Annotated in this window: 15 protein-coding genes; 8 read left to right on the top strand and 7 right to left on the bottom strand. The window is 67.2% G+C overall.

From position 1 onward, the window contains the following. Positions 1 to 3 precede the first annotated feature (3 nt). The 6 genes from phoB to pstS form a co-directional block, all read right to left on the bottom strand. A complete protein-coding gene (gene phoB, locus DES41_RS18890) occupies positions 4 to 762 on the bottom strand; it encodes a phosphate regulon transcriptional regulator PhoB (protein ID WP_114469210.1) in 759 nt (252 codons plus the stop codon). Further along, positions 759 to 1,460: a phosphate signaling complex protein PhoU gene (phoU, locus tag DES41_RS18885; protein WP_114469209.1), complete on the bottom strand. Its 702-nt coding sequence runs from the start codon at positions 1,458 to 1,460 to the stop codon at positions 759 to 761. Before phoU ends, phoB begins: the two co-directional genes overlap by 4 nt. 31 nt (positions 1,461 to 1,491) lie before the next feature. Then, positions 1,492 to 2,277: a phosphate ABC transporter ATP-binding protein PstB gene (gene pstB, locus DES41_RS18880; RefSeq protein WP_056902469.1), complete on the bottom strand. Its 786-nt coding sequence runs from the start codon at positions 2,275 to 2,277 to the stop codon at positions 1,492 to 1,494. A 25-nt stretch (positions 2,278 to 2,302) separates the two neighbouring features. Beyond that, complete coding sequence (gene pstA / locus DES41_RS18875) at positions 2,303 to 3,199, bottom strand: phosphate ABC transporter permease PstA (protein ID WP_425466375.1); 897 nt, start codon at positions 3,197 to 3,199, stop codon at positions 2,303 to 2,305. Continuing rightward, complete coding sequence (gene pstC / locus DES41_RS18870) at positions 3,196 to 4,158, bottom strand: phosphate ABC transporter permease PstC (protein WP_114469208.1); 963 nt, start codon at positions 4,156 to 4,158, stop codon at positions 3,196 to 3,198. Before pstC ends, pstA begins: the two co-directional genes overlap by 4 nt. A gap of 120 nt (positions 4,159 to 4,278) precedes the next feature. After that, the gene (pstS, locus tag DES41_RS18865; RefSeq protein ID WP_114469207.1) at positions 4,279 to 5,319 is read right to left on the bottom strand and encodes a phosphate ABC transporter substrate-binding protein PstS; all 1,041 of its coding nucleotides are present in this window, start codon (positions 5,317 to 5,319) and stop codon (positions 4,279 to 4,281) included. 177 nt (positions 5,320 to 5,496) lie between these two features. Here pstS and DES41_RS18860 point away from each other — a divergent pair, with 177 nt between their 5' ends. The 8 genes from DES41_RS18860 to DES41_RS18825 all read left to right on the top strand — a co-directional run bounded on the left by DES41_RS18860 (position 5,497) and on the right by DES41_RS18825 (position 13,936). After that, positions 5,497 to 7,002 (top strand): Ppx/GppA phosphatase family protein, encoded by a 1,506-nt coding sequence (locus DES41_RS18860; protein ID WP_114469206.1) that lies wholly within the window; start codon positions 5,497 to 5,499, stop codon positions 7,000 to 7,002. 173 nt (positions 7,003 to 7,175) lie between these two features. Further along, positions 7,176 to 8,960 (top strand): nitrite/sulfite reductase, encoded by a 1,785-nt coding sequence (locus DES41_RS18855; RefSeq protein ID WP_114469205.1) that lies wholly within the window; start codon positions 7,176 to 7,178, stop codon positions 8,958 to 8,960. A 15-nt stretch (positions 8,961 to 8,975) separates the two neighbouring features. Continuing rightward, on the top strand, positions 8,976 to 9,368 hold the full coding sequence (locus tag DES41_RS18850; protein ID WP_114469204.1) for a DUF934 domain-containing protein: 393 nt from the start codon (positions 8,976 to 8,978) through the stop codon (positions 9,366 to 9,368). Beyond that, positions 9,368 to 10,156 carry a phosphoadenylyl-sulfate reductase gene (locus DES41_RS18845; protein ID WP_114469203.1) on the top strand — a complete coding sequence of 263 codons (789 nt, stop codon included), beginning with the start codon at positions 9,368 to 9,370 and terminating at the stop codon, positions 10,154 to 10,156. The genes DES41_RS18850 and DES41_RS18845 overlap by 1 nt, the downstream gene beginning before the upstream one ends. Continuing rightward, positions 10,153 to 11,115: a sulfate adenylyltransferase subunit CysD gene (gene cysD, locus DES41_RS18840; protein ID WP_425466374.1), complete on the top strand. Its 963-nt coding sequence runs from the start codon at positions 10,153 to 10,155 to the stop codon at positions 11,113 to 11,115. Before DES41_RS18845 ends, cysD begins: the two co-directional genes overlap by 4 nt. Then, positions 11,115 to 12,446, top strand: a complete 1,332-nt coding sequence (locus DES41_RS18835) for a sulfate adenylyltransferase subunit 1 (RefSeq protein ID WP_114469201.1) — start codon at positions 11,115 to 11,117, stop codon at positions 12,444 to 12,446. The genes cysD and DES41_RS18835 overlap by 1 nt, the downstream gene beginning before the upstream one ends. Positions 12,447 to 12,570: 124 nt before the next feature. Next, positions 12,571 to 12,900, top strand: a complete 330-nt coding sequence (fdxA, locus tag DES41_RS18830) for a ferredoxin FdxA (protein WP_114469200.1) — start codon at positions 12,571 to 12,573, stop codon at positions 12,898 to 12,900. A gap of 7 nt (positions 12,901 to 12,907) precedes the next feature. Beyond that, a complete protein-coding gene (locus DES41_RS18825; protein WP_114469199.1) occupies positions 12,908 to 13,936 on the top strand; it encodes an NAD(P)/FAD-dependent oxidoreductase in 1,029 nt (342 codons plus the stop codon). A 27-nt stretch (positions 13,937 to 13,963) separates the two neighbouring features. Here DES41_RS18825 and DES41_RS18820 read toward each other — a convergent pair whose 3' ends face one another. Continuing rightward, positions 13,964 to 19,924 carry an alkaline phosphatase D family protein gene (locus DES41_RS18820; RefSeq protein ID WP_114469198.1) on the bottom strand — a complete coding sequence of 1,987 codons (5,961 nt, stop codon included), beginning with the start codon at positions 19,922 to 19,924 and terminating at the stop codon, positions 13,964 to 13,966. Between the last annotated feature and the right edge of the window lie 19 nt (positions 19,925 to 19,943).

Genomic DNA, 19,943 nt, shown 5'->3' with positions numbered 1-19,943 from the left:
GGTTCAGGAAGCGGATGCCGACGTGGACGGTGCCTGCGCAACGCGCGCGGCGCGGGTGGTGGCCACCGGTGCCACAGGCTGCGCCGTGATGCGGTAGCCCGCGCCACGCACGGTCTCGACCATCGGGCCGGCCGCACCCAAGGCCTCGCGCAGGCGCTTGACGTGCACGTCCACCGTGCGCTCCTCGATGAACACGTGGTCGCCCCAGACGCGGTCCAGCAGCTGCGAACGGCTGTGCACGCGCTCGGCATGCTGCATGAGGTAGTGCAGCAGCTTGAACTCGGTCGGGCCCATCTTGAGCGGCTGCCCCTCGAAGCTCACACGGTGCGTGGAGCTGTCCAGCAGCAGCGCGCCGATCTGCACCGCACCACCGGCCTGCTCGGGTGCGCGGCGGCGCAGCACGGCGCGGATGCGTGCCAGCATCTCTTTGGTGGAGAACGGCTTGGCAATGTAGTCGTCGGCGCCGGCATCCAGGCCGGCCACGCGGTCATGCTCGTCACCGCGGGCGGTCAGCATGATGATGGGCACGGCCTTGGTGCGCGGGTCGGCACGCCACTTGCGCGCCAGCGACAGGCCGCTCTCACCAGGCAGCATCCAATCCAGCAGGATCACGTCGGGGAGCACGGCATCGAGCTCGACCTGGGCGGTCACGCTGTCCATGGCCCAGGTCGGCTGGAAGCCGCTGTGGCGCAGGTTCACGGCCAGCAACTCGGCGATCGCGGGCTCATCCTCGACGATCAGGACGCGCGGCATGTGCTTCATTGGACTGCCGACTCGACCTGTTCCATGGTGGCATGGCGCACGTCGGCTCCCTTGACGATGTAGATGATGAATTCGGCGATGTTCTTGGCGTGGTCGCCGATGCGCTCGATGGCCTTGGCCAGGAACAGAAGGTCCAGGCTGGCGGAGATGGTGCGTGGGTCTTCCATCATGTAGGTGATGAGCTTGCGCACGAAGCCGTCGAACTCGCGGTCGATCAGGTCGTCCTCCTTGAGGATGCTGACGGCGGCCGCCGTGTCGAGCCGCGCGAACGCGTCCAGCGCCTTGCGCAGGAGGCCCGAGGCCAGGTCGGCCGAGACGCGCAGGTCCAGCGTCGGCAACTGGCGCGCCGCGCCGCTCTGCGCGATGGACTTGGCCATGCGCGCGATCTTGGCGGATTCGTCGCCCACGCGCTCCAGGTTGGCCGTGGTCTTGGAGATGGCCAGCAGCAGGCGCAGGTCGCGCGCGGTGGGCTGGCGCCGGCCGATGATGGAGGCCAGGTCGCGGTCGATCTCCACTTCCATGGCGTTGACCTGCTGCTCGGCGGCCTCGACCTCGTCGGCGACCTCCGTGCTGAACTGGGCCAGCGCGTAGATCGCCTTGCGGATCTGCGATTCCACGAGTCCGCCGAGTTCCATGACGCGGCTGGACACGTTGTTCAGTTCGGCATCGAACTGGGTCGAAAGATGTTTGTCCGACATGTTGTGTTCCCTCTTGGACCAATGATCCGGATCAGCCGAAGCGGCCGGTGATGTAGTCCTCGGTCTCCTTGCGCTTGGGCTTGAAGAACAGCTGCTCGGTGGCGCCGAACTCCATCAGGTCGCCCAGGTACATGTAGGCCGTGTAGTCGCTGCAACGGGCAGCCTGCTGCATGTTGTGGGTCACGATCACCACCGTGTATTCGGTCTTCAGTTCGGTGATCAGTTCCTCGATCTTGGAGGTCGAGATCGGGTCCAGTGCCGAGCAGGGCTCGTCCAGCAGCAGCACTTCGGGCTTGATCGCGATGCCGCGGGCGATGCACAGGCGCTGCTGCTGGCCGCCGGACAGGCCCGAACCGCTCTGGTTCAGCTTGTCCTTGACCTCGGTCCACAGCGCGGCCTTGCGCAGCGCCCATTCCACGCGCTCTTCCATGTCGGTGGCCGAAAGGTTCTCGAACAGCTTCACGCCGAAGGCGATGTTGTCGTAGATCGACATGGGGAACGGCGTGGGCTTCTGGAACACCATGCCGACCTTGGCACGCACCAGAGCCACGTCCTGCTTGCTTTCCAGCAGGTTCTCGCCGTCCAGGATGATCTGGCCTTCGGCGCGCTGCTCGGGGTAGAGCTCGAACATGCGGTTGAAGGTGCGCAGCAGCGTGGACTTGCCGCAGCCGGAGGGGCCGATGAAGGCGGTGACCTTCTTCTCGGGAATCTCCAGGTTGATGCCCTTCAGGGCGTGGAACTTGCCGTAGTAGAAGTTCAGGTCCTTGACGGCGATCTTGGCGCGCTCGGCCACGGGAGCGGCAATGCTTGCGGACATATCGGTTCTCACTTTGGAATTCGGTTTACTGCTTGGAGCGCGTCAGCACGCGGGCCAGGATGTTGAGGCCCAGGACGGCCACCGTGATCAGGAACACACCGGCCCAGGCCAGTTGCTGCCAGTTCTCGTACGGGCTCATGGCGAACTTGAAGATCGTCACCGGCAGGCTGGCCATCGGCTCGCCCATGCTGGAAGTCCAGAACTGGTTGTTCAGCGCGGTGAACAGCAGCGGCGCTGTCTCGCCGGCGATGCGGGCCACGGCCAGCAGGATGCCGGTCACGACGCCGGCGCGGGCGGCACGCAGGGTGATGCTCATGATCACCTTCCACTTGGGGGCGCCAAGGGCGTAGGCGGCTTCGCGCAGGCCCGGCGGCACCAGTTGCAGCATGTTCTCGGTGGTGCGGATGACCACCGGGATCACGATGAGCGCCAGCGCGATGGAACCGGCAATGCCCGAGAAGGAACGCATCTGCGTGACGATCACGGCATAGACGAACAGGCCGATCACGATGGACGGTGCCGACAGCAGGATGTCGTTGACGAAGCGCGTCACCGAAGCCAGCCAGCCCTTGGGCTCGTATTCGGCCAGGTAGATGCCCGCCAGGATGCCGATGGGCGTGCCCACGCAGGTGGCGAACAGGACCATCAGGAAGGAGCCGTACAGCGCGTTGGCAATGCCACCTGCCTCGTTCGGCGGCGGCGTCATCTCGGTGAAGGTGGCGATGGCCAGGCCACCGACGCCCAAGCGGATGGTTTCCCAGAGGATCCAGACCAGCCAGAACACGCCGAAGGCCATGGCCGCCAGCGACAGCAACAGGGCGACCTGGTTGACGCGCTTGCGGCTGGCGTACTTGGCGGCCTTGGCGGCCTCGTACGCGGCCTTGTTGATGAGCGCCTGGCCTGTGGTGGTGGAGGTGTTCACGACTTGGCTCCTTCGCTCTTGCGCAGTTGTGCCAGCAGCAGCTTGGAGCAGGACAGCACGACGAAGGTGATGAAGAACAGGACCAGGCCCAGGTACATCAGCGCCGCCTGGTGCAGGCCGGCGCCGGCTTCGGCGAACTCGTTGGCCAAGGCCGAGGTGATCGAGTTGGCGGCCTGGAACAGGCTCAGGGAATCCAGCTGGTTCATGTTGCCGATCACGAAGGTCACGGCCATGGTCTCGCCCAGCGCACGGCCCAGGCCGAGCATGATGCCGCCGATGACGCCGGCCTTGGTGTAGGGCAGCACCACCTTGGACATGACCTCCCAGGTGGTCGCACCCAGGCCGTAGGCCGATTCCTTGAGCAAAGGCGGCGTGACCTCGAACACGTCGCGCATCACCGAGGCGATGAACGGGATGATCATGATGGCCAGGATGATGCCGGCCGACAGGATGCCGATGCCCACCGGGGGGCCGGAGACCAGCGCACCCAGGTAGGGCACGCCGGCGAAAAGACTTTGCAGCGGCTGCTGCACATAGGTCGACAGGATGGGGCCGAACACCAGCAGGCCCCACATGCCGTAGACGATGGAGGGCACCGCCGCCAGCAGCTCGATGGCCGTGCCCAGCGGGCGCTTGAGCCAGGCCGGCGACAGTTCCGTGAGGAACAGCGCGATGCCGAAGCTGACCGGCACCGCGATCAGCAGCGCGATGACCGATGTCATCAAGGTGCCGTAGATCATGACCAGGCCGCCGAACTCTTCCTGCACCGGATCCCAGGTGGTGCTCGTCAGGAACGACAGGCCGTACTTGGAGATCGCCGGCCAGGCACCCTGGATCAACGACAGCAGGATGCCGATCAGCAGCAACAGCGTGAGCCAGGCCGCGCCCTTGGCAGCCATGCCGAACAGCTTGTCTGCCAGGGGGCCACTGCGGGCCTTCTTTGGGGGGGGTGTAGTCATCGCGCGTTCACCCCCTTTGCCGGCACCCTTGCCGGACAAATCGAAGGGGGCGCCGTTCGCTGGGAGTGTAGAAGACACGTCGGTGGCTCGGCTGGTCAGGTCAGAGGGGGCCGCGGGCGATCAGTTGGCCGCCAGCGCGACCGGCTTGCCGGAAGCGTCGACGATCTGGCCCCAGGACTTCTCGATCACGCTCTTGACAGCGGCCGGCATCGGCACGTAGTCCAGGTCGCCAGAGGTCTTGTCGCCGTCCTTGTAGGCCCACGAGAAGAACTTCAGCGCGGAGGCGGCCACGGCCGGCTTGTCCTGCTTCTTGTGCATCAGGATGAAGGTCGCGCCGGTGATGGGCCAGGCGCCGTCGCCGTTCTGGTTCGTCAGGATCTGGTAGAAGCTCTTGTCCCACTGGGCGTTGGCGGCAGCGGCCTTGAAGGCTTCGTCGTCGGGCTGCGGGAACTTGCCCGATGCGTTCTGCAGCAGGGCGTAGGTCATCTTGTTCTGCTTGACGTAGGCGTACTCGACATAGCCGATCGAGTTGGGCAGGCGACCGACGAATGCGGCCACGCCTTCGTTGCCCTTGCCGCCCGCGCCCGTGGGCCAGTTCACGGCCGTGCCTTCACCGACCTTGGACTTCCACTCGGCGTTGACCTTGGACAGGTAGTTGGTGAACAGGAAGCTGGTGCCCGAGCCGTCGGCGCGGCGCACCGGGGCGATGGCAGCGTCGGGCAGCTTCACGCCGGCGTTCAGCGCGACGATGGCGGGGTCGTTCCACTTGGTGATCTTGCCCAGGTAGATGTCGCCCAGCACCTGGCCGTTCAGCTTCAGTTCGCCGGCCTTGATGCCCTGGATGTTGACCACGGGGATGACGCCGCCGATCACGGTGGGGAACTGCACCAGGCCCTTGGCAGCCAGGTCTTCGTCCTTCAGGGGGGCGTCGGAAGCGCCGAAGTCGACGGTCTTGGCTTCGATCTGCTTGAGGCCTGCGCCCGAACCGACGGACTGGTAGTTGATCTTGGTGCCCGTGGCCTTGTTGTAGTCGGCCGCCCACTTGGCGTACAGCGGTGCGGGGAAGCTGGCGCCGGCGCCGGTCACATCCTGGGCCGAAGCGAGGCCCGAGATGGCCAGGCCGAGCAGGCCGATGGTGGAGAAGCGGATCGTCGATTGCATGAGAAAACCTCTTTCGAGTGTTGACGGTTGGTAACCAGGCAGCAGGATTGCCACCCTCGATGGCCGTGAATTTAAGAAGCTTGTGTGACAGCAACATGACACCAAAACGGTATGCAAACATTTGCGGCCGCGCGCTGCGTTGCACTGCAGCATCGGTGCTAGCATCCCGCCCCAGCCATGCAGAACGGAACCCTCCTCGCCGCCCTGGACCTGGGCTCCAACAGCTTCCGGCTTGAAATCGGCAGGCTGGACCATGGCCAGATCCGCCGCACCGAGTACCTGAAAGAGGTCGTGCGCCAGGGCAACGGCCTGGACGAAACCCGCAACCTCAGCGAAGACGCGATGCAGCGCGGCCTGGATTGCCTGGCCCGTTTTGCCGAACGCCTGGCCGGGTTCCAGAAGCACCAGGTGCGCGCCGTCGCCACCCAGACCCTGCGAGAAGCGCGCAACCGCGACGAATTCCTGCGCCGTGGCCACGCCATCCTCGGTTTCCCGATCGACGTGATCCCGGGGCGCGAAGAAGCCCGCCTGATCTACCAAGGCGTCTCGCGCCTGCTGCCGCAGTCCGAGGAACGCCGCCTGGTGGTGGACATCGGCGGCCGCTCGACCGAGATGATCCTGGGTCAGGGCTTCGAGGCCCGGGTCATGGAGTCCTTTCGCGTGGGCAGCGTGGCCTGGTCCATGCGCTATTTCCCCAAGGGCGAATTCACGGCCGACGCCTTCCGCATGGCCCAGATCGCGGCCGAGGCGGTGCTGGACGAAGCGCTCGCCGCCTACGGCACCGGCCACTGGGACACGGCCTACGGCGCGTCTGGCACAGTCGGCGCCGTGGCCGACATGCTGACCGCGGCCGGCGGCCCGCCCGGACTGATCCCGCGCGCCGGCCTGGAATGGCTGCGCGAACGCCTGCTCAAGGCCCGCTCGGTGGACAAGCTGCAGGTCGAGGGCATGAAAGACGACCGCAAGCTCGTGATCGGCGGCGGCCTGTCCGTGCTGCTGGCCATCTTCGATTTGCTCGGCATCAGCGAGATGCACGCCGCCGACGGCGCGCTGCGCCACGGCGTGCTGTACGACCTCATGGAACGCGACGGCGCCGACAGCGATGTGCGCTCGGCCTCGGTGCGCCGCCTGGCGCGCAAGTTCGACACCGACCAGGCCCAGGCCCAGCGCGTCGGTGCCGTGGCCAACCAGTTCTTTGCCCAGCTGCAGGCCGGCGCAGAGCAACCAGCCGAGGAAATCGACCGCATGCAGCGCAAGCTGTCGTGGGCCGCGCAACTGCACGAGATCGGTTTCCTGGTCTCGCACAGCAGCTACCACCGCCATGGCGCCTACGTGCTCGACAACGCCGACGCGCCGGGCTTCGCCATGCCCGAATTGCACCGGCTCAGCCAGCTGGTGCTGGGCCACCGGGGCAAACTGAAGAAGCTCGAGGCCGAACTGGCCGACCCCGCCCTCGCCCAGCAGCTGCTGGCGTTGCGTCTGGCCGTGATCCTGTGCCATGCCCGGCGCGACCCCGACGTCGACGGCCTCAAGCTCTCCTCCGCCAAGGGCCGCCAGGCCACGCGCACGCTGAGTTGCCGCGCCGGCTGGACGGAAGCCTTCCCGCAGTCCGCGCACCTGCTGCGCGAAGAAGCCCAGGCCTGGTCCAAGACCCCCTGGCCGCTGGCCCTCAGCGGTTTTTGACGGCTTCGACGGGCCTTTTAGCGGCCCCTGGCGCTTTGCTTATAACCAAGCACGCATAGCGCCACAACAAATAAGTAGTTTGGATCTAAGGCCGAATTCCTTAGAGTACGCGGGTTTCCACTGAGTCTTGACCCCGCCGGCCCTGCGCGGCCACCGCCTTCTCAAGCACCACGATGTACCAATACACAGATTTCGACCGCGAGTTCGTCCAGCTGCGCGCTGCCCAGTACCGTGACCAGCTCGAACGCTGGCAGAAGGGCGAACTGGCGGAAGACGAGTTCCGTCCGCTGCGGCTGCAGAACGGCTGGTACGTGCAGCGCTTCGCGCCCATGCTGCGCATCGCCGTGCCCTATGGCGAGCTCAACTCCGCCCAGCTGCGCGTGCTGGGCAAGATCGCGCGCGAATACGACGACCGTGGCGCGCACGACCTGGCCAAGGCCAACGCCGGCCTGTCGGACCTGACCAGCCTGCCCGACGGCGTGGCGCACTTCACGACGCGCCAGAACATCCAGTACAACTGGATCCCGCTGGACCGCAGCGCCGACGTGATGGACCTGCTGGCCAGCGTCAACATGCACGGCATCCAGACCAGCGGCAACTGCATCCGCAACATCACGAGCGACGAGCGTGCCGGCATCGCCGTGGACGAGATCGCCGACCCGCGGCCCTTCGCCGAGATCCTGCGCCACTGGAGCACGCTGCATCCCGAGTTCGCCTTCCTGCCGCGCAAGTTCAAGATCGCGATCACGGGCGCCAGCGAAGACCGTGCAGCGACCTTCTGGCACGACGTGGGCCTGCACGTGGTGCGCAACGCCGCCGGCGAAGTCGGCTTCCGCGTGCTGGTCGGCGGCGGCATGGGCCGCACGCCCGTGGTCGGCACGGTGATCCGCGAGTTCCTGCCCTGGAACCAGGTCATCAACTACCTGGAAGCCGTGGTCCGCGTCTACAACCGCTGGGGCCGGCGCGACAACATCTACAAGGCGCGCATCAAGATCCTCGTGAAGGCCGAAGGCCAGCGCTACATCGACGAGGTCGAGGAGGAGTACGCCGAGATCATGGCGCACGACGGCGCGGCCCACACCATCACGCAGGCCGAACTCGACCGCGTGTCCGCCTCGTTCCACGCGCCTGCCCGGCCTGCCGCCAACGACGTCGACACCGCGTTGCGCGCCGCCGCGCAGCTCGATGCCCAGAGCGATGTGGACTACGCGCGCTGGCTGCAGCGCAATGTTGCTCCGCACAAGAACGCCGAACTGCGCATCGTCACGCTGTCGTTCAAGCGCGTGGGCTTCGCGCCGGGCGACGCCACGGCCGACCAGCTGGAACGTGCGGCCGACCTGGCCGACCGCTACAGCGCCGGCGAAGCGCGTGTCACGCACGACCAGAACCTGGTGCTGCCCTGGGTGCGCGCCGAGGAACTGCCCGCGCTCTGGCAGGAAGCCCGCAAGCTGGGCCTGGCCAAGTCCAACGTGCGCCTGCTGACCGACATGATCGCCTGCCCCGGCGGCGACTTCTGTGCGCTGGCCAACGCCCGCTCGCTGCCGATCGCGCACGCCATCACGGCGCGCTACCAGGACATGGACGAACTGCACGACCTGGGCGAGATCGACCTGCACATGAGCGGCTGCATCAACTCTTGCGGCCACCACCACACGGGGCACATCGGCATCCTGGGCGTGGACAAGGATGGGCAGGAGTGGTACCAGATCACGCTGGCCGGCTCGGACGGCTCGCAGCTGTCGGGCGCGCCGGCCGCCGGCAAGGTGGTCGGCCCCTCGTTCGCGGCGGCCGAAGTGCCGGAGGTCATCGAGGCCCTGCTGGACACCTACCGTGCCCAGCGCAGCAGCGGCGAGACCTTCATCTCCACGCTGCGCCGCGTCGGCCACGACCCGTTCAAGGCCGCGGCCAATGCCGCCCGCGTCAGCACGGCGCGCAAGCCCGAAGCCCAGACCGCCTGAAGAAGAGCAGCCACGATGAACATCCTGACATTCGAGCAACACGAGGCGCCCGCCGAAGGCGCCGCTGGCATCCTGGTGGTGGACAACACGGTCGACCCGCGCAGCCTGGCACTGGACGGCGTGCAGCGCATCGACCTCAACTTCCCCAAGTTCACCGACGGCCGGGCCTACAGCCAGGCCTACATGCTGCGCCGCCGCCTGGGCTTTGCGGGCGAGATCCGCGCCACGGGCGACGTGCTGATCGACCAGCTCGTGCAAATGGCGCGCTCGGGCTTCACTACGGCTGTGCTGCGCCAGGGCCTGAAGGCCGACGCTGCCCAGCGCCAGTTCGACCGCTTCAAGGGCTTCTACCAGGGCGATGCCGCGCATCCCGCGCCGCATTTCGCCGAGGCCGCGGAGCACGCCTGATGTCCGCCATCGACCTGCACGCCCGGCCCTCGGCCGACTTCGAGGCCAAGTTGACCGCCACGCGCCGTGTGCTCCAGGAGGCGCAGGTCGCGCACGGTGCCGCGTTCGTGACGCAGGCCCACAGCCTGGGCGCCGAGGACATGGTCGTCGGCCACCTGATCGACGCCCTGGGCCTGGACATCCCAGCCTTCGTGCTGGAGACCGGCCGCCTGCATCCCGAGACGCTGGCCCTGCTGGAGCGCCTGCGCGCCGAGGCGCGCCGCCCGATCGAGGTGATGCACCCGCGCGAGGAAGCCGTGGTGCACTTCGTCGCCCGCGAAGGCCTGGACGCCATGTACCGCAGCATCGACCTGCGCAAGGCCTGCTGCGACATCCGCAAGATGGAGCCCCTGGCCCGCGCCCTCGAAGGCAAGCAGGCCTGGATCACCGGCCTGCGCCGCGAACAGTCCGGCGCCCGCGCCGACGTGCCGCTGGTCGACCGCAGCAACGCCGAACGGCTCAAGTACAACCCGCTGGCCGAATGGACCTGGGGCGACGTGTGGCACTACATCCGCGAACACCAGGTGCCCTACAACCCGCTGCACGATGAGTTCTTTCCCAGCATCGGCTGCGCGCCCTGCACCCGGGCCATCAGCCTGGGCGAGGACTTCCGCGCCGGCCGCTGGTGGTGGGAAGACGAAGCCGCCAAGGAATGCGGCCTGCACGTGGCCCAGGAAGACGACCCCGTCGCCGTGAGCGCCCTGCCGATTTCCCGCCTTTCCCCGATTGCCGAACGGAGCCCCTCTTGAACGCCCGCACCCAATTCGAACAACAAGCCGACGTGCTGCACCCGCCCGTGGCCCATACCCCCCTGGCCGACGCCCAGCTCGACGCGCTGGAAGAGGAAGCGATCTTCATCCTGCGCGAGGTGGCCGCGGCCTTCGAGCGCCCGACGCTGCTGTTCTCGGGCGGCAAGGATTCGCTGGTGCTGCTCAAGTGCGCAGAGAAGGCGTTCGGCGCGGGCCGCATCCCGTATCCGCTGCTGATGATCGACACCGGCCACAACTTCCACGAAGTGACCGACTTCCGCGACCTGCGCGCCAAGGAGCTGGGTGCCGAACTGATCGTGCGCAGCGTCGAGGATTCCATGGCCCGCGGCACGGTGCGCCTTGCGCACCCCGGCGAATCGCGCAACGTGCACCAGTCGGTCACGCTGCTGGAGGCCATCGACGAATTCCGCTTCGACGCGCTGATCGGCGGCGCCCGCCGCGACGAGGAGAAGGCGCGCGCCAAGGAACGCATTTTCTCGCACCGCGACAGCTTCGGCCAATGGCAGCCCAAGGCCCAGCGCCCCGAGCTGTGGACGCTGTTCAACACCCGGCTGCAGAGCGGCGAGCACTTCCGCGTGTTCCCGATCTCCAACTGGACCGAGCGCGACGTGTGGCAGTACATCGCCCGCGAGAACATCGCCCTGCCCTCGCTGTACTACAGCCACGAGCGCACGGTGGTGGAGCGCCGCGGCCTGCTGGTGCCGGTGACCGAACTCACACCGTTGAAAGATGGCGAAGTTGCCGAGCGCCGCCAGGTGCGTTTCCGCACCGTGGGCGACATCACCTGCACCTGCCCGGTCGAGAGCCTGGCCAGCACGCCGGACGAGATCGTGGTGGAGACACTGCTGTCCGACGTGAGCGAGCGCGGCGCCACGCGCATGGACGACAAGACCTCCGAGGCTTCGATGGAGAAGCGCAAGAAAGATGGGTACTTCTGATGACCGCCACCCTTGAGCATTCCGTGACGACCGCCGCCAACGATGCCGCACCCACGGCCGCCCTGAAGTTCATCACCTGCGGCTCCGTGGACGACGGCAAGAGCACGCTGATCGGCCGCCTGCTGGTCGACAGCAAGGCGGTTCTGTCCGACCAGTTGGCCGGCGTGCAGCGCCAGGGCCAGGACGGCCGCGAGACCGATCTCGCGCTGCTGACCGATGGCCTGTCGGCCGAACGCGAGCAGGGCATCACGATCGACGTGGCCTACCGCTATTTCTCGACCACGCGGCGCAAGTTCATCATCGGCGACACGCCGGGGCATGAGCAGTACACGCGCAACATGGTGACGGCCGCGTCGAGCGCAGACGCCGCCGTGCTGCTGGTCGACGCGACCAAGCTGGCCTGGCAAGACGCGAGCTTCCCGCTGCTGGCGCAGACGCGCCGCCACGCGCTGCTGGTGCAACTGCTGCGCGTGCCGGCCATCGTGTTCGCGGTGAACAAGCTGGATGCCGTGGCCGACCCCCGGCTGGCCTACACCCGCATCGAGGCCGCGTTGCGCGGCTTTGCGCAGGAGGCCGGCATCGCGGTCGAGGCCATCGTGCCCGTCTCCGCGCTCAAGGGCTGGAACGTGGTCGATGCCGCACCGGACGCCGACTGGTGCGGCTACCACGGCCCCAGCCTGCTGCGCATCCTCGAAGGCCTGTCGAACACGCCGTCCGAGACCGGCCTGCCGCTGGCCTTCCCCGTGCAATGGGTCGAGAAGTTCTCGTCGTCGTCGGACACCAGCCAAGGGCGGCGCGTGTTCTGGGGCCGCGTGGCCACGGGCCAGGCCACGGTCGGCCAGCGCGTGCGCGTGCTGCCGAGCGGCCAGAGCGCGACCATCGCCCGCGTGCTGAGCCATGTGCGCAGCGAGCAGGACGTGGCCGCTGGCCACAGCGCCGGCATCGTGCTGGACCGCGAAGTCGACGTTTCGCGCGGCGACTGGCTGCTGGCCGAAGCCGAGGACGGCACGGCATTGCAGGGCGCCCGCGAGGTCAGCGCCACGGTCGCCTGGATGGACGACGAGCCGCTGGTGCCCGGCCGCGCGTACTGGGCGCTGCATGGCCACCGCTGGGTCAAGGCCAAGGTGCGCCGCATCGTGCATTGGCTGGACATCCACACGCTGGCCGAGCAGGACGCCAGCCAGCTCGAAGCCAACGCCATCGGCGAGGTCGAGCTGGTGCTGCAGGACAGCATCGCCACGCTGCCCTACCGCCAGTCGCGCACCCTGGGTGCGCTGGTGCTGGTCGACCAGGCCTCGCACAAGACGGCTGCCGCCGTTCTGGTGCGCTGAAAGCGCGCCACCTACAGACCCCACCCATGCCGGCCACAGGGGCTGCGCACGGTGTGGGGATGCAAATGTCCCTAAAATCGCGGGTTTCCCCCAGCGGCACCGCCCGCCCGCACCGTCAAGCACCATGACCCACGTCGTCTCCGAAAACTGTATCCGCTGCAAATACACCGACTGCGTCGACGTGTGCCCCGTGGACTGCTTCCGCGAAGGCCCGAACATGCTGGTGATCGACCCGGACGAGTGCATCGATTGCGCGGTCTGCATCCCCGAGTGCCCGGCCAACGCCATCTTCGCCGAGGAAGACCTGCCGGCCGACCAGCTCGCCTTCATCAAGCTCAACGCCGAACTGGCGCTGGCCGACGGCTGGAAGAGCATCACCAAGCGCAAGCCCGCGTTGCCCGATGCCGACGAGTGGAAAGACAAGCCGAACAAGATCGCCGAACTGGTGAAGTGAACCGGCGGTGCGCGTGATCGAGACCGACGCGCTCATCATCGGCGCCGGCCCCGCCGGCCTGTTCCAGGCCTTCCAGCTCGGCCTGCAGGAGATCCGGGCCCACATCGTCGACGTACTGCCCTATGTGGGCGGCCAGTGCGCGGCGCTGTACGCGGACAAACCCATCTACGACATTCCTGGCGTGCCGGTGTGCACCGGGCGCGAGCTGGTCGCGTCGCTGCAGGAGCAGGCCGCGCCCTTCGCGCCGCAGCTGCACCTGGGGCAGGAAGTCACGGAATTCAGCACCCTGCCCGATGGGCGGCTGCAGCTGGCCACCAATGCGGGCACGCAATTCACAACCCGTGCGCTGTTCATCGCGGCCGGCATCGGCGCCTTCCAGCCGCGGCGGCTGCGCATCGAAGGCATCGAGGCCTTCGAGGGCGGCGCGCTGCACTACTACGCGCCCGAGGCCTCGGCCGTGGCCGGCCGCCACCTCGTGGTCGCCGGCGGTGGCGAGGAGGCCGTGGCGAGCGCCCTCGCCTTCGCGCAGGCCGCACCCGCCTCGCTGACCCTGCTGCACCGGCGCGACGCCTTCGAGGCCGAGCCAGCCCAGTTGGCAGAACTGCAGCGGCTGCGCGACGCCGGCCACATCCGCGTCGCCACCGGCCAACCCACCGCTTTCGAGACCGACGCCCAGGGCCGGCTCTCCCGGCTGGTGCTGAGCCATGCCGAAGGGCCCGACACGCGGTTACCGCTCGACCTGCTTGTGGTGCGCCAGGGCCTGTCGCCCCGCCTCGGCGCGCTGGCCGATTGGGGCATGGCGATGGAGCGCAAGCAGCTGGCGGTCAACCCGGCCACCTGTGCCACCAGCCTGCCCAACGTCTATGCGGTGGGCGACATCAACCACTACCCGGGCAAGAAGAAGCTGATCCTGTGCGGCTTCCACGAGGCCACGCTGGCGGCGTTCGACGCGGCCGAGCGGCTGGTCAGCGGGCGCAAGGTGGTGGTGGAGTACACGACGACGTCGACGCGGTTGCAGGGCTTGCTGAAAGTCTGACGCGACATCAGCCCGGGCGGTTCGATGCTATTCGTCCGACGCCCAACTTGTGGAATGGCGACCGTCGGCGAGGTCAAAATCGACTGAGATTTGGTAGCCGCCCCGCCCTCGCACAGCGCTTATGACCGCGAATCCGTCCGCTTGATGGAACGTGGTCGCACTCTCGCCATGGATACGTGACGCGTCCGAGAGCCGGCACGCGAACGCGCCTGTGCAGTAGTTGGCGGGCTCCGCATTGGCAAATCGCCAAGGAGCATACAAGCCGGATGACACGATGCTGCGGACTGTGACTGGTTGCTGTGCCTCCCAAGCGATCGTCATCTTTGTGAGCATGGACAGGTGGGCATCGCCAGACAGAAACACCACGTTGCGGATCCGCTGCCTCGCGATCTCGCCCAGCAGATGGGCTTGCGAAGCGGGGTAGCCAGCCCAACCATCGTCACTCCAGGCTACCTCGCCTGGCGCGCTGCGCAACAACGGAAGAATGACGCTCGGGGTGGCGACGAACTTGGGGCATGTTGGCTCCAGCTGGTTAAGCGCCCCGAGCCACGCAAGCAGTCTATCCAACTCTTGCAATGGTGCGATGTGGGCCCTCAGAAAAGTCTGCGGCGAGCGCTGGTCCCTGCGTGTGCGCGTGTCCAGCACGAACAGCGGCCAGCCGCCGGGCGCCGCCTGGAAGCTGGCCGAACCGCAGTCATATGTAAACGGTGGGTTCAGGCTGGCTTGGCGTTCCCGGAAAGCCATCAAGGCGCGGTCGTCCTCCGCTTTCTGATCTGCGGAGCCCTGCCCCCGCTGCCAGTTGTCCCGAACTTCGTGGTCATCGAGCATGCAATAGCTGGGCACGCGCGCGAACACCTCCCGCGCAGCGGACGCTCCCTGGGTTCGGTCGTAGATCTGCTCGAGGGCGATCTTTGCAGTGACAGGGTCGAACAGACCGGCGGTCTCGTCCACATAGACCTGGTCGCCCAGTTGCAGCAACAGCTGCGGTGCGGCGCCGACCTTGTCGGACGGCGCGCGCAAGCGCTGGGCCAGGCGCGCCAGACTTGCCTGGGCCAGATCCTGATCGAGCAGACCGCCGGGGTACTGGCAGCTGCAGATGGCCACGTGCAGCGGGCTGGTCCGCGCCGCAGGAACGTCCACCGTTCTCAGATCGCGCGCGGCGATCAGTGAGGCCGGGACGCGCAGCAGAGCCGATTCAAGCGATTGGGGCGGGTCGGCGAGGAAGCGGCGTACAGCCGAGATTGCATGTCGGCTCGCTCGCCTTGATCGGATCGTCAACCAAGTCAAATCTTCCTCTGTCAGTGCACGCGGGCGCTTTGGCATGTCATCGTGCACTGTCAGCAGAAGCAATGCACTGTTCACACCATCGACCCAGGCCGGGTCGATGTCCAACGCCACTGCTCCCGCGCGTAAGCGAGGTCCTATGTCAGGCAACAACGCCTCGTCCTCCGCGTCCTCCGCGTCTTCTTCCTCCTCCTCTGCATCATCGCCGCTCTCGCTGCGGCGCTGCGCTGCAGGCTCCGTAACGAACACGATTGGAGGCGGTTCTTTGGCCATCTCCATGAGTCGAAGTGCCAGCACGTCCCCTATTGGCAGCTCGCTGTCCGATGCCTCCCACAGGATGATCGGGGCGTCTTCAGGATGAACCCACTGGCCCCGGATCAGTCGCATCGGCACGACCCCGACGAAAGAGGTGCGTGCATGCGTTGGGTTGGGACGCAGCAGGAACGAGACTTTGATCCAACCGTCCTGCGGTGCTTCACGCAACCAACCCAGCACGGGTCCAATCCAAGGCAGGACTGCAACCCAGGGTCGGGCTGGCTGCTGTGCGACGGCGACGCCAGGCGCTGGCGAGGATGCCGGTACTTTTGCCTGCTGCAACGCGCCTGTCGGCGAAGGCAGCGGCGGCAGCGGACATGTCTCCGTTTCCGCCACCCAGCGCAGGAAATCTCCGACCACCGGGTAGACCACGTCCGGCGCGCGGCTGCCGATGATCGTGTCCTGGTGGCCGAACTTCTCGAAAATGCAGAGCTGGCGCGGCGTATCCAGCCCCAGGTGGAGCCTTTCCGCGTCGCGCACGACGCGCCCGAGCGCGGGGTCCAGGCGTGGCGCATGGCTGTCGCGCAGCCACAGGTAGCTCTCCATGCTGCCACGCCAGTCGAACACGCCGCTGCGGCGCCCATGCAACATCAATACGGGAAAACCCATCCGCCGGCTCAGAGCGTCATGGTGCAGGTCGCGGTTGCGGCCGTCGTCGTCGGTCAGCATCGCGTGCTGTGTGTAGTGGATGATTTGCGCCAGCGTTCGCACGCGGGCATAGCCGAGGATGTCGTCCAGCGCATCGAGCATCGCGGCGGACACCGGGGAATCCGGTGTCAGTTCGAACAGCCTGCCCAGCATCGCATCGGCGCGGTGCCGCACCAGTCGAAAGTCTGGCCGCCCTTGCGCAACCGCCTGCGCGGCCAATTCCTGCTCGTGGTCGCGGGCCGGGTAGGGCAGGCTCGCCAAAACCGCGTCCAGTAGCGTCTGGCCCAGGCTGTTGGCGCCGCCGGGCGCGAAACTGGGGCGCGCGTCCAATGAGTCGACGCCGAGGAACTGGGCGAGGTAGCTGGCCAGATAACCCCGAAGCAGATTGGCGGGCGACATCTGGATCAGCGGGCCGACCTGGGAGAGCGTTAGCGAGCGCACGCGCTGGTGCGGACTGCCACGGCGCAAGACGGCGCGACAGAACATCGCGGCGCCGATGCAGTGCGCCAGTACATCCACCTTCATCTGCCGGCGCGGCACGGGCGGGCGCCCGAGCTCCTTGTCCTCCGCAACGCGCAGGCTCAACACCCTGCGGACAATGAACGGGATGTGCTCGGCTACATCCTCGAAGCTCTGATCGACAGCCTCTCGCTTGGCAAACGCGATGCTGGTAGGAAGCTCGACGACCCAGACGTCGCGCCGCTCACCGCACAGGTACTGCACAAGATTGCGTGGCATTGAGGGGTGGGCGAAGGTCGAGCCGCTGGCGGTGAATCCATGCAACAGCACGATGGGCGGGCCGAGCGGTGGCTCTACCTCGTTGTGATACCGCGTGAGCAGCACCTTGCGTTGCGGACGCAGGTCGTAGCGCTGGATCGACAGCCCTGGCAGTTCCGCCGGCCGCCGTGCCTTGATGCTGCGGTCGCGCTTCTCCGGCGGAACGAACTTCAGCAACTGGATCTTCAGCAACACGCGTGCTGCCATCAATGCAAAGCTGCCCAAATCTGCCAGAGCCGTGACCATGTCGGGCTGCGATTGCATTGCCAGCAGCGCGGTCTTGTGCCGTACGAAGTAGCGCAGGTCCAGCGACAGGGTGCCGAGTGGCAAGAGTGCTGGACGCAAGATTCCCTTGCTGCGCACGAGCTCCATGCGCATCTCGCTGACCTGGCGCCACGGGTTGCTGTCCAGCGAGTTGTCGATCAGCTTGCGGCCGCGCAGGCGATCGCCGGGCTGCAGCGGGCTGTTCGGGCCGGACACGCAGTCCACGTGCAGCAGATAGTCGATGCCGCGCTGCTCGCCTATGTTGGAGGCGATGGCCACCTTCTGCAGCAAGGCGCGCATGGAGGTCATTGCAGCGCGTGGTGGCCACCACTGCGCAGTCCCACCGATGCGGTTGGTACTTCCAAGGTTGACCCAGCTGCGCCACACACGGCACAGCCCCCACGACCAATGGCGGAACAGGACGTCGGCCTCGCCGCTGAGCGTGACCTCCCACAGCGGCGTGACCTCGACATCGCGCTGTGCCCGCCACTGCGGGTCATCGTCCAGCCCGCCGCGGTCCGGGTACAGGTACAGCACCACGCGCTCGAACGCTACACGCCGTGGCAGCGTGCGCGCGAAGGCCGCCACATCCTCGATCGGCGCGAAATGCACCTGCATCGCGCCCCAGTAGCGCTCGCCGCCGATCTCCAGCGCGCCGTGTGCCCTTTCGAGTAGCCGAGCTGCCGTCGCCGGTTGCAGGGGACGTGCCACGGGCTCGCTCCACACCGGCCGGGCAAACTTTGCGGATGGCTCCGCGGCGTCGGCATGCTCCTCGCCTTCAATCTCCCAGCGCTGCTGCAGTGCAGGGATGGCATGCTCGGCGAGCGCGGCGATGGTCAACGCTGGATTGATGCCAAGGGCGCGTGGCACGATCGAGCCGTCGAGCACTGCAAGGCCATGGTGAAACTGCCCTGGACCTTGGCTGGAGCCATCCGCGTTGAAGACGCACCCTGCCCAGTCGGTCACGCCGCTGTGGATGCTCTCGCCCATCGGGCACCCCCCCAGCGGGTGCACCGTCGTCACCGGCCCCCGCACACCCCGACCCTGCGCCAGGCGGTCGAGTGCCTGCGGCAGCGGGCGCCAGGCCGGATTGGGCAGGTACCAGCCTCGGCGGCGCGTGCCATAGGCTTTGCCGAGTGCCGCGTGCTGGGCATCGAACACCGTCGCGTGGCGCGCGTCGGGCCACTGCACGGCGATACGCCCATCGAACGGCTCTTCCAAGGGCGGGGTCTGCTCAAGTTGGCGCGCAAGCTGTTGCTCGCCGCGCTCGCTCGATGGCCGGCGCGTCGGTTCAAGGCGGCCGCCGGCACCGTCGTCGCCCATCAAGCCATAGACCATGGTGCGGTCCAGCGCAGCCTGCCCGGGAGACAGGGGATCGTCGCCACGCTGGTGGGGCGAATGCAAAGACCAGTCGAACCGCGGCATGGCATGCAGCATGTCCAGCGTGCCAGTCAGTTCGGCCAGCAAGGTGCGCAGTGCCGCGGGAATCGCAAATTCCTGCGCCGTGAAGCGACTAGAGCCGGCGCCGCTGCGCAGCATGCCGGTGATGGTCGGGCCGATGTGGCGTGCAGGTTTGCCATCGACCTTCGCCGGCGCGGTCTCCTCGGCGCAGATCTGCGTGTGGACCGGCAACTTGACGGCCGCGGCAAGCATGTCGCCATTGGTGGAAAAGCGCGACCCGAGCGCCTCCGAGAAGCGCAAGCGTGCCCGTCGAGCGGATCCTGACTTGTCGCCTGAGTCACTCTGCCCGGCGTCGTCCCTGGCTCGTTCGCGCATTCCCAATTCCGATCGCTGCAGCAATTCGGTCGAACCCAGGCTGCCTGCGCTAATGATGAGAAAGCGCGTGCGGATCGGTTCGGCTTCGCCAGCCCAGCCACGCGACCTGTCCGTCGGCACCCAGCGAACCTGCCAGAACTCGGAGCCGACGAGCCGCTCGATGCGCAAGGCCAGCACGCCGCAGTACATGTCGACGCCCCGGCGTTTGGCTTGCGCCAGGTAGTTCACATCCAGCGAGTTCTTGGCGCGGTGGTTGCACCCGGTAGCGCAGTCGCCGCAGTGGATGCAGGCCTTCTGTTCGACGCCGGCAGGCGTGCGTGCGTCCGAGAACGCTACCGCGAGGTTGCAGCGTTGCACGCGCGGCGCGCCCGGGAGACCATCGCCCAGATGCTGCAGCGCGCTGAGCTTGTGCAATTGCTGGCCCGCGGGCAGTGGCGCGCTTTGCAGCATAGTCTCCACCTTGCGGTAGGCGCCATCGAGTTGCCCGCCATCGATCTGCGGCGGCCAGACGCTTTGCCAGACAGCGGGCTCCGGTCGCTCCATCACCGCGGCGTTGATGAGCGAGCCACCGCCCAGGCCGCTGCCCTGCACGACATTCACATCGGGGCCGAGGCGCAGATCCCACAGCGCGGTGGCTGGCCCGCGCGGCGGCTTGCCGTCCTGCTGGCTGAAGCGCACGTGCCCGGGCAGATCTCCGGTGCGCGATGGAAACATGCCCGGCAGGTACTCGCGCCCACGCTCGACCAGCAGCACGCGCAGCGGCTTGCCGCTGTGCTGCAGCCCGGCCATGCGCGCCGCCGCCACGGCGCCTCCATATCCGCTGCCGACGATCAGCAGATCACAGTGCAGCGGCATAGCCTTTTCCTTCAGACGAATCTGCAGCGCGTGCGCATCGCGCGACAACCAGCCAACTCCAGGGTGCATGGGAAAACTCCTCGTGGAT

This window comes from Pseudorhodoferax soli, from assembly GCF_003337555.1.
In the GTDB taxonomy this organism is placed as follows: Bacteria; Pseudomonadota; Gammaproteobacteria; order Burkholderiales; family Burkholderiaceae_C; genus Pseudorhodoferax; species Pseudorhodoferax soli.
This window is presented reverse-complemented; position numbering and strand designations above follow the sequence as displayed.

Excerpts from the sequence above, each read along its gene's own strand:
- pstB (WP_056902469.1), bottom strand. The coding sequence starts at position 2,277 with ATGTCCGCAAGCATTGCCGCTCCCGTGGCCGAGCGCGCCAAGATCGCC.
- pstC (WP_114469208.1), bottom strand. The coding sequence starts at position 4,158 with ATGACTACACCCCCCCCAAAGAAGGCCCGCAGTGGCCCCCTGGCAGAC.
- phoU (WP_114469209.1), bottom strand. The coding sequence starts at position 1,460 with ATGTCGGACAAACATCTTTCGACCCAGTTCGATGCCGAACTGAACAAC.
- phoB (WP_114469210.1), bottom strand. The coding sequence starts at position 762 with ATGAAGCACATGCCGCGCGTCCTGATCGTCGAGGATGAGCCCGCGATC.
- DES41_RS18860 (WP_114469206.1), top strand. The coding sequence starts at position 5,497 with ATGCAGAACGGAACCCTCCTCGCCGCCCTGGACCTGGGCTCCAACAGC.
- fdxA (WP_114469200.1), top strand. The coding sequence starts at position 12,571 with ATGACCCACGTCGTCTCCGAAAACTGTATCCGCTGCAAATACACCGAC.
- DES41_RS18845 (WP_114469203.1), top strand. The coding sequence starts at position 9,368 with ATGTCCGCCATCGACCTGCACGCCCGGCCCTCGGCCGACTTCGAGGCC.
- DES41_RS18820 (WP_114469198.1), bottom strand. The coding sequence starts at position 19,924 with ATGCACCCTGGAGTTGGCTGGTTGTCGCGCGATGCGCACGCGCTGCAG.
- DES41_RS18850 (WP_114469204.1), top strand. The coding sequence starts at position 8,976 with ATGAACATCCTGACATTCGAGCAACACGAGGCGCCCGCCGAAGGCGCC.
- DES41_RS18835 (WP_114469201.1), top strand. The coding sequence starts at position 11,115 with ATGACCGCCACCCTTGAGCATTCCGTGACGACCGCCGCCAACGATGCC.
- pstS (WP_114469207.1), bottom strand. The coding sequence starts at position 5,319 with ATGCAATCGACGATCCGCTTCTCCACCATCGGCCTGCTCGGCCTGGCC.
- DES41_RS18855 (WP_114469205.1), top strand. The coding sequence starts at position 7,176 with ATGTACCAATACACAGATTTCGACCGCGAGTTCGTCCAGCTGCGCGCT.